Source organism: Ochrobactrum sp. WV_118_8, from assembly GCF_039631535.1.
Classification (GTDB): Bacteria; Pseudomonadota; Alphaproteobacteria; order Rhizobiales; family Rhizobiaceae; genus Brucella; species Brucella anthropi.
Window position 1 is genome coordinate 1462501 of sequence record NZ_JBDIUZ010000002.1, and the last position, 13754, is coordinate 1476254.

Here is a 13754-nt window from a genome sequence, read left to right on the forward strand (position 1 = left end):
CGCCTGCCCGGTGCTGGAAGGTTAAGAGGAGATGTGCAAGCATTGAATTGAAGCCCCAGTAAACGGCGGCCGTAACTATAACGGTCCTAAGGTAGCGAAATTCCTTGTCGGGTAAGTTCCGACCTGCACGAATGGCGTAACGACTTCCCCGCTGTCTCCAACGCAGACTCAGTGAAATTGAATTCCCCGTGAAGATGCGGGGTTCCTGCGGTTAGACGGAAAGACCCCGTGCACCTTTACTATAGCTTTACACTGGCATTCGTGTCGGCATGTGTAGGATAGGTGGTAGACTTTGAAGCAGTGGCGCCAGCCATTGTGGAGTCATCCTTGAAATACCACCCTTGCCTATATGGATGTCTAACTGCGGCCCGTTATCCGGGTCCAGGACCGTGTATGGTGGGTAGTTTGACTGGGGCGGTCGCCTCCTAAAGAGTAACGGAGGCGCGCGATGGTAGGCTCAGAACGGTCGGAAATCGTTCGTCGAGTGCAATGGCATAAGCCTGCCTGACTGCAAGACTGACAAGTCGAGCAGAGACGAAAGTCGGTCATAGTGATCCGGTGGTCCCGCGTGGAAGGGCCATCGCTCAACGGATAAAAGGTACGCCGGGGATAACAGGCTGATGACCCCCAAGAGTCCATATCGACGGGGTTGTTTGGCACCTCGATGTCGACTCATCGCATCCTGGGGCTGGAGCAGGTCCCAAGGGTATGGCTGTTCGCCATTTAAAGCGGTACGTGAGTTGGGTTCAGAACGTCGTGAGACAGTTCGGTCCCTATCTGCCGTGGGTGTAGGAATATTGATAGGATCTGTCCCTAGTACGAGAGGACCGGGATGGACGTATCTCTGGTGGACCTGTTGTCGTGCCAACGGCATAGCAGGGTAGCTATATACGGACGGGATAACCGCTGAAGGCATCTAAGCGGGAAACCCACCTAAAAACGAGTATTCCCTATCAGAGCCGTGGAAGACTACCACGTTGATAGGCCGGGTGTGGAAGTGCGGCAACGCATGTAGCTTACCGGTACTAATAGCTCGATCGACTTGATCACTCCCATTTACAATATCCATCGAACAAACTTCGATGAATTTATAGCGCTCACGCCAGTTTGGCTCCGCCAAACGGCTGCGCGGGCGCGGCCTCCGGCCGGCACACAGTCGTGTGCTTATTGTTTATCAGCGTTTATCGCTGAATTATCTGCACGAAAGACAACCAGCTTCTCATATTTGTGTTCTTCGCCGACCTGGTGGTTATGGCGGAGCGGCTGCACCCGATCCCATTCCGAACTCGGCCGTGAAACGCTCCAGCGCCAATGGTACTTTGTCTTAAGACACGGGAGAGTAGGTCGCTGCCAGGTCTGCCAAGAACACAAATCAAATCATCTTCTCAAATACATACAAAACACCCATAGCGCGGGGTGGAGCAGCCCGGTAGCTCGTCAGGCTCATAACCTGAAGGCCGCAGGTTCAAATCCTGCCCCCGCAACCAAATTCCCACAAAAATACACGAAATCTCTCAAGCATAACCGATGTTCGTATCTTTGCGAACTGGCTCCGGCTTCTCCCAGAAGACCGTTCGACCTAATATCGATGCACGGAAGCGAGTTCTATACGCACGCACCGCAGCGCGCTCATAACCCCAAGGGTGGGCAGCAAAAAGAAACGATCCAGCGTAACAATCCCCCGACAAACGCAACCAGGCACCAGCCAAAAACCAAATCAAAACCCGCCGCAACGCGGGCTTTTTTTTGACCAAAGCAGCCGGGGCAGCTGCAAAACTTCCCCGTCCCGACCATAACGACAAACTGACCCGTTTAAGCTATCAAACAGCCTCGTTATCAAAGGAAGACAATCGTGAACCTCGATCGCTCCGCGCTGGCTGATCTCAACATATTCGTGACAATCGTACGCCGCAAAAGCATGAAAATGGCTGCAATCGAGCTCGGCGTAACAACCTCCGCTATCAGTCATCGTATGAAAAATCGAGTGTGTCCGGAAGCCTGGCTCCCAATGCCCACTAAGTGAGGGACTTATTCATATTGATACCCGTCACATGAAATCCCGTTGCATCATAAACATGTCTGGCACGTGCGTTGTCAGCGGACTGTTTTATGCTGGCGATATGTCCGGTGCAGATCGCTGAGCCTGTCTTGGTGCTCGGATTTATGCCGCTCAGCCCACTCGAATACCGGCCTATACGTGGAAGAAACTTTCAACCGCATCTTTATCGGGAACAAAATGGCTTCAGATTCATTTAGTTCGAGCGTTTGTCTGGGAATCACCGGATGATTTGCTGCGTCCAGGTTTCCGGTCGTCACAAATCGGAAGTTTGGGGGCATATCGGTTTTCAACGATTGGAGTTCATTATGGGGATTTTCGATAAGATCAAGAACGCCATTTGGGGCGAGGCACAAGCGGCAACTCCTGAGGCGGAAACGGCTGCACAGCCTGCTCCGACACCTACCGCTTCCTCTACTGCCGCCGCTCCGGCGCCATTTGCATCCGCACCCGCTGCCGCGGGCGCTGTCGACGTAGGCGCCATTCTGGACGCTGCCGTTGCCAAAAGCGGCCAGAAGCTCAACTGGAAGACTTCGATCGTCGATCTGATGAAGGCTCTTGGCCTCGACAGCAGTCTGGAGCACCGCAAGCAACTTGCCAAGGAGCTGGGCTATACCGGCGACACAGGCGATTCCGCGACCATGAATGTCTGGCTGCACAAGCAGGTTATCCAGAAACTCAAGGATAATGGCGGTAAAGTTCCCGCCGGATTGTAATCAGGAGGGTTCCCGATGGGAAGCGCAGGAATTGGCTGGATTGCGGCGATCATCATAGGCGGCCTGGCCGGCTGGATTGCCTCCAATTTCATGAACAGCAATACCGGGATATTCATGAATGTCATTCTCGGTATCATCGGCGCAGCCGTAGCGAGTTTTATTTTCGGATTTCTCGGTGTTTCGTTCGGCGGCTGGCTGGGCTATCTGATCGCGGGCTTTATCGGTGCCTGCATATTGATATGGCTGGGCCGATTGGTAAGTTAGCAAAAAGGCGCCTTACGGCGCCTTTTTCTTTTGGTGCGTTATTTTCTTGCCCTATGCTGGGCGAGAAAAATACGGTCGTCGCGATTGGAACAAATGACTGCGAAGATGACCGCCAGAGCTGCGCCCAGAAACGTATCGAGGATACGTTCGGAAATTATACCATTGTGGGACACTCTGGGCATTGCCAGATAGGTCATCAAAAGCGCCATCGGAGTTACCAGAATCTGCCCCAGCGCATAATTGCTGCCAATAATGACTTCGGTGGCGAATTGCAGTCCGGCCAGGATTGCAATGACGCACCAGAGACTGGGGCCTTGCGCAAGCACCAGCCATGTAATCAAGGCGCCCAGAAGCGTACCTGCCATGCGTTGCAAGGCTCGGTTCATGCTGATGTGCAGATGCGCGCCCTGCATCACGGCGACAGCGCCCATGGCTGCCCAGGCTGGGTGGAGGGCGCCGAGAGCATAAGCGGTCAGCGCGGCAATTGCGGCGCCAAGCGAAATCCGACCGGCGGCAATAAGCCGGTGAACTGTCGGACGTGACGGCTCGGATGGAAATGGCTTTTCCGGAGATGCCTGATGACGAAACTTCTCGGTCAGGGCACAGATCAGGCAAGCGAGAGCCGAGACGATTGCTGTCGCGGCGGTACGCTCAAACACAACGTGCAGCGACGCGACCGGCGTCATGGAGGCACCGGCTGCGAAGATGAATATGAGCGCGCCGGGTGGTCCGAATTTGCCGGTAACGGTTATGAAAGAGAATATGCCCGCAGAAAGTGCCAGCAGCAAAAGCTGGCCGGGCAAGGGCAGGCCAACCCATGTGGCGAGCGACATGAAAAACACCGCGAGTGTCTGGCAGATCGCGCACAGGAGGACGATCCATTCGCGTTTTGCCTCCGGAGCAAACCGGCCGAACAATGCGACGAGCGAGCCAAGCGAGGCAAAGCCGATCAGATGCGACCACGAGGACAGGCTGACCAACGGAAGCGCGATGGCAACCGTGGCGGCAGCCTGTAGCCCGGCAAGCGACGAGTTTCGGAGCGATGGCTGGCCAGCAAGGGCGATGCTTTCGCGAAACTGCTGAGGCTTCAGAAGGTTATAGGCGGCGTGGCGCCGTCCTGAAAGAGATCCGTCCGCTTTCATTATTCTCGGTCCTGCTCGCGATCGGATTGCATCAGCGTCAGTCGGTGCTCAATGCTGTCAAAGCTGCGAAGCATGATTGCAATGTCATTGTCTGACAGATCGGCGAGCATTTCATGCTCGCCCTTTGCAAGCTCCAGACGAATTTCGGCGACCCGCTTTTCCCCTTGCGCCGTCAGATGAACCAGCCTTGCACGACTATCCCTTTCATCGACGCGGCGCTCCGCCAGGCCTTGCCGACATAGAATGTCGAGGAGGCGCACGAGACTGGACCCATCTATGCCGACCAGGGCAGCCAGTTCCTTCTGCGTCAGGCCGCCGCCGGTCTGGTGAAGGTGGACAAGGGGAACCCAGGTCGCATCAGTCAGCCCGGCTTGGGCAAGGCGGATGTCGAGCGCACGTCGCCAGCGCCGTGCCAGCAGTGAAAAGCGAATACCGAATTGAGAGCGGGGAGCGTCTGAAATCATGAGGTCATTAAGATGCAATATAGTTTGAATTGCAAATCAAATTATATTGCGGAATGCGAATGACAGTTGCCGGAACGGGATTAGCCGCTCCGGCTTATGGCCTGTCCCTATTGCGGCAAGCGAGCGATGACTTTGATTTCAAAGTCGAAACCGGCGAGCCAGTTGACGCCGATAGCAGTCCAATTGGGGAAAGGTGGGGCGCTGAAAATTCGGTCCTTGACCTGCAGGACGGCCTCGAACTGGTTTTCAGGATCGGTATGAAAAGAGGTTATATCAACAATGTCATCGAAAGTGGCGCCGGCTGCCTTCAGTGTCGCTTCAAGATTATCGAAAGCGAGTTGAACCTGCTTTGCGAAGTCGGGTTCGGGCCTGCCGTCGCTGCGGCTTCCAACCTGACCGGAGACAAACAGCAGGTCGCCCGAGCGGATAGCGGCGGAATAACGATGCTTGTCATAAAGGGCACTGCGGTCGGCGGGGAAAATTGTTTCTCTTCTGGTCATTTTCGTTTTCCTTTTTGATGCTGAGGCGTGCGTTATCGGAAGATTTTTGTATCTGCGGCTTCACAAACAACCGGGATATTTGATATACGTTACGTATACTAAATAGTGATATACGATCCGTATGTCAATTAATATACGGTGCGTATATCAAAAAAAGGTATGACGATGGCCATGAACCTGCGCATCAAGGCGATGGAAGAAAACCGGGTGAAGCTAATAGCGGCAGCCCGGAAGGCTTTTGCGGAAAAGGGTTATGCCGCCGCCTCTATGGATGAACTGACTGCGGAAGTCGGCCTGACACGTGGTGCGCTCTACCATAATTTTGGAGACAAGCGCGGGCTGCTAGCGGCTGTGGTCAGCCAGATGGATGGCGAAATGGCCGAACGTGCTCAAGAGATTGCTGCGCGGGCGGATAATCTGTGGGAGGGGCTTTTGGCGGAAGGGGTTGCCTATATCGAGGCGGCACTCGATCCTGATGTCCAGCGCATCGTGCTGCTTGATGGACCGGCGTTTCTCGGCGATCCGTCACAATGGCCGAGCCAGAACAGTTGTCTGCAGGCGTCCCGGCAAAAGATTGCTCTTTTGATAGAGCAAGGCGTGCTGAAACCGGTCGACCCGGAAGCCGCCGCACGGTTGCTCAACGGGGCAGCATTGAATGCGGCGCTCTGGATTGCCGCCTGTGACGATCCGAAAGCGGTTCTTTCGAAGGCGATTGATGCCTTTCGAGCGCTTGCAACCGGCCTGCTTGCAAAACCGGTTTAGATATCAGGTCGTCTGGATCGCAATCCGGTTGCCTTCGCTGTCCCTGATCTCCGCGACAAAGCCGCTTCCAACCGGCGTTTTCGGGAACAGCATTTCGCTGCCCTCTTGCACGGCCTTGGTGATGACGGTGTCCACATCGTCGACATTGAAATAGATAATCGCGCCATGCACGGTTGGAATATAGACGTCGCCTTCGGCAAGCGCGGCACTCGCGCCATCCTTGCCTTCTTCAAAAGGGAAATAGGCCATTCTGTTTCCGTGTATCGTAACGACTTCACCAAAAGTCACTCCGAACACTGCGGAGTAGAATCGCATAGCCCTTTCAAGATCAGTTACCGGTATCTCCACATGGGCGATCAGGTTCATTCTTGCTCCGTTCTATATAACCACATGGAATGTAAGCCATAATCAGTTCGGCTGCCACATCGCGGATGGAATTTGAATCCGGTTGACGGAGATGCGTTAATTGTTCAGTTTTTATTGACTTGGTATATTAGTGAAACATAACAAACGGATCCTGACACGGAGACCATATGGCGACTGAAGGACTTGGACAGACACTCGGGCCTGCGGTGGTTCTGCTTGCCGCCGGTGTCGTGGCGGTGCCGTTGTTTCGGAAAATGGGTCTCGGTTCTGTGCTGGGATATTTCGCTGCCGGTGCCTTGGTGGGGCCTTCGGTCTTCGGCTTCTTCACTGACCCCGCAACGATCCTGCATTTTTCCGAACTCGGCGTCGTCATGTTCCTGTTCGTCATCGGACTTGAAATGCGCCCTGGCAAGCTCTGGACGATGCGGCAGCAGATATTCGGTCTCGGTCTTGCACAGGTTCTGGGCTGTATCGCCCTTCTGACAGGGGCGGGGGTTCTTCTGGGCCTGTCTCCGATAACGGCCTTGATCGCGGGGGCTGGCTTCGTGCTGTCTTCCACAGCTGTCATCATGTCGATGCTGCAGGAGCGAGGCGAAATAGCCACGCCCGACGGCCAGAAGGCCGTTTCCATTCTCCTGCTCGAAGATTTGATGATCGTTCCGCTGCTGGCGCTCGTTGCTTTCCTTTCGCCTTCCCAGCATGAGTCCGGCGGAATCCTAGGCATTGCGACGGCCATTGGCGCCATTTTGCTGCTGATTGCTGTCGGTCGCTGGCTGCTTGATCCGTTCTTCTCCTTGCTGGCGCGTGCGAGGGCGCGCGAGGTTTTGACGGCTGGCGCACTGATCGTTGTGCTTGGGGCTGCCCTGCTGATGGAAGCGAGCGGCCTTTCCATGGCGATGGGCGCTTTCCTGGCCGGGGTCATGCTGTCCGGTTCCAGTTACCGGCACCAGATCGAAAGTGACATCGAGCCGTTCAAGGGGCTCCTGATGGGGCTGTTCTTTCTGGCTGTCGGCATGTCGCTTGATCTCGGCGTGGTTGCTTCGGACTGGCCCACGGTCCTCATCTTCCTCATTGCCTATGTGATTACCAAGGCAATCGGCATCTATGCCGTCGCCCGAATTTTCGGCTCCAGCCATCGTTCGGCGCTCGAACGGACGTTGCTCTTCGCGCAGGGCGGAGAATTCGCCTTCGTGCTCTACACGTCGGCATTCGGTAACGGGTTGCTTTCAGCACGCGACAATGCGCTGTTTTCGACTGTCATCATTCTATCGATGGCCGTGACACCGTTCGTGCTGCTTCTGGGTTCCCGACTTTTGCGCGAGGAAGCGCCTTCTCTCGAAGGCGTTGAAACCGCTCATAATCTCAAAGGTCGGGTGTTGATGATCGGTTTCGGGCGTTTTGGACAAATCGCGGCGCAATTGCTTCTTGCCCAGAGATCGGATGTTTCGATTATCGAAGCCGATCCCAACCGTATCCGTGAAGCCGGGCGGTTCGGTTTCAAGATATTTTATGGCGATGGATCACGTCTCGATATCCTGCATCATTCAGGTGCAGACGAAGCGGAAGTCATCATGATCTGCGTGGATGACCGAAAGACGGCCAATCGCATTGTGGAACTGGTCAAGTCTCATTTCCCGGCAGCAAAGATCATGGTGCGCTCCTACGACCGCACGCATTCCATCGAGTTGTTGAAGGCAGGTGTGGATTTTGAACTGCGCGAAACGTTCGAATCTGCACTGCTTTTCGGAAAGGAAGCGCTTTGCGAGCTTGGTCTGGATGAGAGTCTCGCAGAGGATACGCTACGCGATATTCGCATGCGCGATGCTGAACGGCTGACGGCACAGGTGCAGGGCGATATTTATTCGGGGGCCGATCGGCTGCTCACCGGCGTTCCTGTTCCTGAACCGCTGACGCCGCCCGGCAAGGTTACGAAGCTTGCCGGGGACGAAGGTTCAAACTGAACAATATGGATGGGGCGGGGAGCTAGTCCCGCAGCGCCATCTGAAGCTCGGCATGACGTCCCAGCCTCTCCATCAATTCGGTAAACTGAGGGGTGCGTTCAATCTGGCGTCCGTAATGTCTGCGCAATGCAGCGGTCAGTTCGCCTCTGCGTCCAAGCTGCTCGTCGGCAAAGCCGATCATCTGGGAGTTCGGCCATGCCTGCGGGCGAATGGCGACAAGGCGGGTGAAAAGGCTTTCTGCCGTCTCGTCCGGATTGGCCTGTGCCATAAGCGAAACCATTGCCGCCGTCGAGCGCGACACGCCCATATGGCAATGGACCAGCAGATGGCTCGGCGCTTGCGGGTTCGGTGCCGCCTGGAATTCCGAGCCGAACTGCAGGATCGCATTCACATGGTCGGGCGTTGGCATTGTGTGGTTGTCGGCTGCGTTGATGATGTCGTGAAAACGCAGCGTTACACGATGGTGCTGCTCGAAAGTCTGAAACGCATCCAGTTCCGGAAGGTCCGGATCAACCAGCGAAAGAACATGTGTGACTTTGCGCGTCCGCTGATCGGGCAGTTCCTGAATTCCACACACAGTCAGTTGCGGGGCGAAATGCACAGTCATGCCAGTCTCCTTGAATTTCAGTTATGCTGTTCAGTTTGCATTGACGAATGGTGATACACCGGCGGGACGACATTTTCATGGCTGCTATCAATCCCTTGGAAGCTGTCGTCTGGCCCATTCTCTTTCCGGAATTGCCCTGCCGATATTGTAGCTGAAAGAGCCAATCACCATTGTTTCCGCATCGACCTTGCATGTGAAGTCGATAGCATACCACTTGCGCTGGCTGCGAAAGGCGCCGTCGCTGACGGTCAGGCCGGTTGTCGAAACGGAGCCGCCTTCACGCGCAAGCATATCCGGAAAAGCACCGGCTTTATGGCGGCGCACCTGTTCAAGCGCCTCGATGCCGCAAATCTGGATGATCCGGTCCTTCGGCGCGAGCTTTCCCAGCGCCTGTTTCACACGAGGATCGGACATGGCGTCCTTCGAATAGATTTCACGCGCTCGCGTCAGTTTCTTGGCAGGCGTCGCCGGTTTGGGAGCATCGGCTTTTTGCTTCGGTGCTGTTTGAGTTTTTTCCGCGGCGGCCTGACCGGATTCAGATGGTTTCTCCGCTTGAAGAAGCTGTTCGGAAGGCTGGCCCTCCGTCACAGAAGGTTTTTCTTCCGCCTTGTCAGCATCCGTTGTGGCTGCAGTCTCGGAGGGTTCGTCCGGCTTCTGTATTTCTTCAGGCGCTGCGGGCGGCAGGTCCTGCTCTGGCGGTGACTTCACGTCTTGCTTCGCCGAGGCAGATTCGAATGCCTGTGGCTGCGGTGGAGGGGCGGCCTGTTCCGGCGTCTTTGGTGTTTGCTGCTGAGGCTTCTTTTCAGGGGGCGGTGGTTGAACCAGCTCCACATTGACGCTTTGTTCCGAAGCCGGCGAAGGGAGTGCCGGAAGGCGGACCAGAAACAGAGTTGCCAGCACCAGATGCAGGACCACTGAGGCTGGCAAGCCCCAACCGGCCTCTTGCAAAACTCTTCTGGTGAACTGCAACATGGATCCAACGATCAGGGACTCGAAAGCTTCAATCTAGAGCGCATCCTGAAAAGTGTGAAACGGTTTTCGGGTAAGATGCGCGTCAAAATAAACAGTCAGAGACCGACATTCGGCCGGTCGATCACCTCACGCAGCGCAAAACTGGAATTGATCTTCACGACATGCGGAAGGGCCGAGAGCCAGTCGCGATGGATGCGCTCGTAATCCTCAAGATCGCGGGCTGCAACGCGCAGAATATAATCATATTCCCCCGACATCAGATAACAGACAAGTACGTTGGGACAACGCTTCACCGCAGCCTCGAATTCGGCCAGCGTCTTGGCGAACTGTCCGGAGAGCGAGATATGGACAATTGCAATCATCCGGTATTCGAGCGCCTTCTGGGACAGGCGGGCATGATAACCGGCGATTACATCGCTTTTTTCCAGAATGTCGAGGCGACGCGAACAGGCTGAAGGCGACAATCCAACCTTCTCCGCAAGTTCTGCATTGGTGATGCGCGCATTGGCCTGCAATGTCCTGAGAATTGCAAGATCGATAGGATCAAGATTGCTCATTCGAAGAACCTTCGAAAAAGAGGATCATCTGCACAATAATTCACTAAAAAACCTGCGCAGGCAAATCTTCTTTGCAAGGACATTGCAAGCCGCAGATGTTCTCATTTTCGGATCGACAACGACCCACGGCAAGTGGGCAAAAAATGAGAGGAACGCTTATGCGTGTCGGCTGCCCGAAGGAAATCAAGAACCATGAATATCGTGTCGGACTGACCCCCGCCGCGGTTCGTGAATATGTGGCTCATGGCCACGAAGTCTGGATTGAAACAAAGGCAGGTGCCGGTATCGGTGCCGATGATGCCAGCTACATCGCCGCTGGTGCGAAAATTGCCGCTTCTGCAAAAGACATTTTTGAGAAGTGCGACATGATCGTGAAGGTCAAGGAGCCACAGCCCTCCGAATGGGCGCAGCTTCGCGAAGGCCAGCTTCTCTACACTTATCTCCATCTCGCCCCCGACCCGGAACAGACCAAGGGCCTGCTCGCCTCCGGCGTGACGGCAATTGCCTATGAAACCGTAACGGATGATCGCGGTGGATTGCCGCTGCTCGCCCCGATGTCGGAAGTGGCGGGCCGTCTGTCGATACAGGCCGGTGCGACGGCGCTCCAGAAAGCCAATGGCGGCCTCGGCATTCTGCTGGGTGGCGTGCCCGGCGTGCTGCCGGCAAAAGTCACGATCATCGGCGGTGGCGTCGTCGGGCTTCATGCGGCCAGAATGGCAGTGGGGCTTGGCGCCGACGTGTCCATTCTGGATCGCTCGCTGCCGCGTCTGCGCCAGCTCGACGATATATTTAGCGGTCGCGTTCATACCCGCTATTCCAGCATTCAGGCGCTTGAAGATGAAGTCTTCTCTGCCGACCTCGTCATCGGCGCCGTGCTGATCCCCGGTGCCGCAGCGCCGAAACTCGTCACCCACGAAATGCTCTCGGGCATGAAGAAGGGGGCGGTTATCGTCGATGTGGCTATCGATCAGGGCGGCTGTTTCGAGACATCCCATGCAACGACACATTCCGATCCCACTTACGAAGTGGACGGGATCGTCCATTACTGCGTGGCCAATATGCCGGGTGCTGTTCCGGTGACCTCGGCGCACGCCCTCAACAATGCCACCCTTCATTACGGTCTGGCGCTTGCCGATCGTGGCCTGAGAGCAATTGCCGAGGACAAGCACCTGCGCAATGGCTTGAACGTTCACAAGGGGCGCATCACCAACAAACCTGTTGCCGAGGCGCTTGGTTATGAAGCCTTTGCGCCCGAAAGCGTTCTGAACGTGGCTTGAAGCCTTATAGGAACAGCATTGAAAGGGACTGCGATGGCGCTTTGTGCCATCGCAGTAACAAGTAGTCCACTAATATTCCGGTGCGTCGGTCTTGCGTGAAACGGGAAAAAGCTGGATTAGGCTTTGATCTATATCCTGGCAGGAAAATCCCGTGCAGTTTAAATTTTCGCGATCGGCATTGTGTTTCACGCTGATGCTTCTGGCGCTACTTGCTCTGCTGGCGACAATGGGGGCAGGATTGGGCTGGATCAGAAGCTTCATCGGGGATGTGATTGCCGTCATCTTTGTCTATGCGGTGCTCAGAACTTTTATTGACGGAAACCGCCTGCTGCTGGCTTTGATCGCGTTTCTGACCGGAATGGCGGTGGAATATGGTCAGTATCTTGCAAAGCAGTTCGATATCGTGATCGGAAACCCGGCCCTGCGTATTATTCTCGGAGCGACGCCGGATTGGCTGGACGTTCTGGCCTATGCGATCGGTGGCGGAATTGTCGTCGTGTATCTGCTGGCGCGGCGTCAGGTTAAAGCGTCAAACTAATTTATAGAAATTGTTGCACGACCTTGTTTTGAACAAGATGTGCACCTATATGGTTGTCATAGGCATTGCTTAAGAGCGCTGGAACGCGTCTGTCGCTCGCAATAGCCTTCATCGCTTGATGCTTTTGACCACGGATGTACTGGCACTGGTAGGAAAGCGATGATCAGGAAGGTCGGTGCGTTTTCGCCCCGGCCTTTTTTGTTGTCTGCAATTTCACGAGAATGAAGCATAACGGCCTGCTGAAATCCTCAAGCAGGCCGTTTGGCTAGAAATTAAGCAGCCAGTGCTTCGTCTTCCGAGGTCGGGACTTCAGAAATCGTCTTCAGAACCTGCGAAGCGATCTGGTATGGGCAGCCCTGCGAGTTCGGGCGGCGATCTTCCAGATAACCGCGATATCCATCTCTGACGAATGCGTGTGGAACGCGGATCGAAGCGCCACGGTCGGCAACGCCATAGGAGAACTTGTTCCATGGGGCGGTTTCATGCTTGCCGGTCAGGCGCATGTGGTTGTCCGGGCCGTAAACGTCGATATGGTCCTGCAGGTTCTTGTCGAACTGAGCCATGAGCGCTTCGAAATAGTCCTTGCCGCCCACTTCACGCATATACTTGGTCGAGAAGTTGCAGTGCATGCCCGAGCCGTTCCAATCGGTATCGCCGAGCGGCTTGCAATGGAATTCGATATCGATTTCGTACTGTTCGCAGAGGCGAAGCAGGAGATAACGGGCCATCCAGATCTGGTCGGCGGCGTTCTTGGAGCCCTTGCCGAAAATCTGGAATTCCCACTGGCCCTTGGCCACTTCAGCATTGATGCCTTCGTGATTGATACCGGCATCGAGGCAGAGATCGAGATGTTCCTCAACGATCTTGCGGGCGATGGAGCCGACATTCTTGTAGCCGACGCCCGTGTAATATGGACCCTGCGGGGCAGGGAAGCCCTGTTCCGGGAAGCCGAGCGGACGGCCATCCTTGTAGAAGAAGTATTCCTGCTCGAAGCCGAACCATGCATCATCGTCTTCAAGGACGGTTGCGCGGCTGTTGGATGGATGCGGCGTGATGCCATCCGGCATCATGACTTCACACATCACCAGAACGCCGTTCTTGCGCGCGGGATCGGGATAGATCGCGACCGGCTTCAAGACGCAATCGGAGCTGCGGCCTTCGGCCTGCATCGTCGATGAGCCGTCGAAGCCCCAGAGCGGCAGTTGTTCAAGTGTCGGAAAAGCGTCGAATTCCTTGATCTGCGTCTTGCCGCGCAGTCCGGCAGCAGGGGTGCATCCATCGAGCCAAATGTATTCGAGCTTGTACTTGGTCATCGCTAGTCTCTCTGTCATCCTCGGTTGATCGATCACCACAAGTCATGCGGTGTCGCGCGGCTCGGTGTTCGATTTAATAGAAGCAAGGACCGTGCCAGTTTCAAATTTGACGCATTTCCACGGCGACACAGGCGCAAGCGATAAAGCGGCAAGATTTGCACAACGGAAAGCGGAGAATGTCTGCTCAAAAAACAGGCAACAGATTAGAATTTCATCACGCCTGAAATACCGGGTGCGTCATCCCAATCTTGTCACCTGT

15 protein-coding genes, 1 tRNA gene and 2 rRNA genes (1 of these 18 running past the window's edge) are annotated in these 13754 nt (G+C 55.4%); 10 read left to right on the forward strand and 8 right to left on the reverse strand.

Annotated features, from left to right (window positions below; all coding sequences use genetic code 11):
* The 6 genes from ABDF71_RS20865 to ABDF71_RS20890 form a co-directional block, all read left to right on the forward strand.
* Positions 1-1050 (forward strand): 23S ribosomal RNA (locus ABDF71_RS20865) (it extends 1762 nt beyond the left edge of the window).
* A gap of 191 nt (positions 1051-1241) precedes the next feature.
* A 5S ribosomal RNA gene (gene rrf / locus ABDF71_RS20870) occupies positions 1242-1356 on the forward strand.
* A 54-nt stretch (positions 1357-1410) separates the two neighbouring features.
* Positions 1411-1487 (forward strand) — tRNA-Met (locus ABDF71_RS20875).
* Between the two features lie 365 nt (positions 1488-1852).
* Positions 1853-2023, forward strand: a complete 171-nt coding sequence (locus tag ABDF71_RS20880; protein ID WP_012093484.1) for a helix-turn-helix domain-containing protein — start codon at positions 1853-1855, stop codon at positions 2021-2023.
* Between the two features lie 341 nt (positions 2024-2364).
* Entirely contained in the window at positions 2365-2772 is a 408-nt protein-coding gene (locus tag ABDF71_RS20885; RefSeq protein WP_258125243.1) for a DUF3597 domain-containing protein, read from the forward strand.
* Positions 2773-2787: 15 nt separating this feature from the next.
* On the forward strand, positions 2788-3036 hold the full coding sequence (locus tag ABDF71_RS20890) for a GlsB/YeaQ/YmgE family stress response membrane protein (protein ID WP_010659353.1): 249 nt from the start codon (positions 2788-2790) through the stop codon (positions 3034-3036).
* Positions 3037-3074: 38 nt separating this feature from the next.
* On the opposite strand, the gene ABDF71_RS20895 is transcribed toward ABDF71_RS20890, so the two are convergent.
* The 3 genes from ABDF71_RS20895 to ABDF71_RS20905 form a co-directional block, all read right to left on the reverse strand.
* Entirely contained in the window at positions 3075-4178 is a 1104-nt protein-coding gene (locus ABDF71_RS20895) for an FUSC family protein (protein WP_258125242.1), read from the reverse strand.
* Positions 4178-4642 (reverse strand): MarR family winged helix-turn-helix transcriptional regulator, encoded by a 465-nt coding sequence (locus ABDF71_RS20900; RefSeq protein WP_500061712.1) that lies wholly within the window; start codon positions 4640-4642, stop codon positions 4178-4180. The genes ABDF71_RS20895 and ABDF71_RS20900 overlap by 1 nt, the downstream gene beginning before the upstream one ends.
* Before the next feature lie 107 nt (positions 4643-4749).
* The gene (locus tag ABDF71_RS20905) at positions 4750-5142 is read right to left on the reverse strand and encodes a RidA family protein (protein WP_258125240.1); all 393 of its coding nucleotides are present in this window, start codon (positions 5140-5142) and stop codon (positions 4750-4752) included.
* A gap of 165 nt (positions 5143-5307) precedes the next feature.
* Between ABDF71_RS20905 and ABDF71_RS20910 the strand changes: the two genes are divergently transcribed.
* Positions 5308-5904 carry a TetR/AcrR family transcriptional regulator gene (locus ABDF71_RS20910; protein ID WP_258125239.1) on the forward strand — a complete coding sequence of 199 codons (597 nt, stop codon included), beginning with the start codon at positions 5308-5310 and terminating at the stop codon, positions 5902-5904.
* 3 nt (positions 5905-5907) lie between these two features.
* Here ABDF71_RS20910 and ABDF71_RS20915 read toward each other — a convergent pair whose 3' ends face one another.
* The gene (locus ABDF71_RS20915; protein ID WP_258125238.1) at positions 5908-6270 is read right to left on the reverse strand and encodes a VOC family protein; all 363 of its coding nucleotides are present in this window, start codon (positions 6268-6270) and stop codon (positions 5908-5910) included.
* Positions 6271-6437: 167 nt separating this feature from the next.
* Here ABDF71_RS20915 and ABDF71_RS20920 point away from each other — a divergent pair, with 167 nt between their 5' ends.
* Positions 6438-8231: a monovalent cation:proton antiporter-2 (CPA2) family protein gene (locus ABDF71_RS20920; RefSeq protein WP_258125237.1), complete on the forward strand. Its 1794-nt coding sequence runs from the start codon at positions 6438-6440 to the stop codon at positions 8229-8231.
* Positions 8232-8253: 22 nt separating this feature from the next.
* On the opposite strand, the gene ABDF71_RS20925 is transcribed toward ABDF71_RS20920, so the two are convergent.
* The 3 genes from ABDF71_RS20925 to ABDF71_RS20935 all read right to left on the reverse strand — a co-directional run bounded on the left by ABDF71_RS20925 (position 8254) and on the right by ABDF71_RS20935 (position 10367).
* On the reverse strand, positions 8254-8838 hold the full coding sequence (locus ABDF71_RS20925) for a tyrosine phosphatase family protein (RefSeq protein ID WP_010659346.1): 585 nt from the start codon (positions 8836-8838) through the stop codon (positions 8254-8256).
* 87 nt (positions 8839-8925) lie between these two features.
* A complete protein-coding gene (locus ABDF71_RS20930; RefSeq protein ID WP_278437009.1) occupies positions 8926-9810 on the reverse strand; it encodes a DUF930 domain-containing protein in 885 nt (294 codons plus the stop codon).
* Positions 9811-9905: 95 nt separating this feature from the next.
* Positions 9906-10367, reverse strand: a complete 462-nt coding sequence (locus ABDF71_RS20935; protein ID WP_010659344.1) for an Lrp/AsnC family transcriptional regulator — start codon at positions 10365-10367, stop codon at positions 9906-9908.
* 158 nt (positions 10368-10525) lie between these two features.
* Here ABDF71_RS20935 and ald point away from each other — a divergent pair, with 158 nt between their 5' ends.
* Together ald and ABDF71_RS20945 are read left to right on the forward strand one after the other, a co-directional pair.
* Positions 10526-11644: an alanine dehydrogenase gene (gene ald / locus ABDF71_RS20940; protein WP_010659343.1), complete on the forward strand. Its 1119-nt coding sequence runs from the start codon at positions 10526-10528 to the stop codon at positions 11642-11644.
* A 151-nt stretch (positions 11645-11795) separates the two neighbouring features.
* On the forward strand, positions 11796-12182 hold the full coding sequence (locus ABDF71_RS20945; protein WP_258125235.1) for a ribosomal maturation YjgA family protein: 387 nt from the start codon (positions 11796-11798) through the stop codon (positions 12180-12182).
* 272 nt (positions 12183-12454) lie between these two features.
* On the opposite strand, the gene ABDF71_RS20950 is transcribed toward ABDF71_RS20945, so the two are convergent.
* The gene (locus ABDF71_RS20950) at positions 12455-13495 is read right to left on the reverse strand and encodes a glutamine synthetase beta-grasp domain-containing protein (protein WP_010659341.1); all 1041 of its coding nucleotides are present in this window, start codon (positions 13493-13495) and stop codon (positions 12455-12457) included.
* Positions 13496-13754: the final 259 nt, after the last annotated feature.

Coding starts and splice junctions, on each gene's coding strand:
- ABDF71_RS20885 (WP_258125243.1), top strand. CDS start 2,365: ATGGGGATTTTCGATAAGATCAAGAACGCCATTTGGGGCGAGGCACAA.
- ABDF71_RS20890 (WP_010659353.1), top strand. CDS start 2,788: ATGGGAAGCGCAGGAATTGGCTGGATTGCGGCGATCATCATAGGCGGC.
- ABDF71_RS20895 (WP_258125242.1), bottom strand. CDS start 4,178: ATGAAAGCGGACGGATCTCTTTCAGGACGGCGCCACGCCGCCTATAAC.
- ABDF71_RS20900 (WP_500061712.1), bottom strand. CDS start 4,642: ATGATTTCAGACGCTCCCCGCTCTCAATTCGGTATTCGCTTTTCACTG.
- ABDF71_RS20905 (WP_258125240.1), bottom strand. CDS start 5,142: ATGACCAGAAGAGAAACAATTTTCCCCGCCGACCGCAGTGCCCTTTAT.
- ABDF71_RS20910 (WP_258125239.1), top strand. CDS start 5,308: ATGGCCATGAACCTGCGCATCAAGGCGATGGAAGAAAACCGGGTGAAG.
- ABDF71_RS20915 (WP_258125238.1), bottom strand. CDS start 6,270: ATGAACCTGATCGCCCATGTGGAGATACCGGTAACTGATCTTGAAAGG.
- ABDF71_RS20920 (WP_258125237.1), top strand. CDS start 6,438: ATGGCGACTGAAGGACTTGGACAGACACTCGGGCCTGCGGTGGTTCTG.
- ABDF71_RS20925 (WP_010659346.1), bottom strand. CDS start 8,838: ATGACTGTGCATTTCGCCCCGCAACTGACTGTGTGTGGAATTCAGGAA.
- ABDF71_RS20930 (WP_278437009.1), bottom strand. CDS start 9,810: ATGTTGCAGTTCACCAGAAGAGTTTTGCAAGAGGCCGGTTGGGGCTTG.
- ABDF71_RS20935 (WP_010659344.1), bottom strand. CDS start 10,367: ATGAGCAATCTTGATCCTATCGATCTTGCAATTCTCAGGACATTGCAG.
- ald (WP_010659343.1), top strand. CDS start 10,526: ATGCGTGTCGGCTGCCCGAAGGAAATCAAGAACCATGAATATCGTGTC.
- ABDF71_RS20950 (WP_010659341.1), bottom strand. CDS start 13,495: ATGACCAAGTACAAGCTCGAATACATTTGGCTCGATGGATGCACCCCT.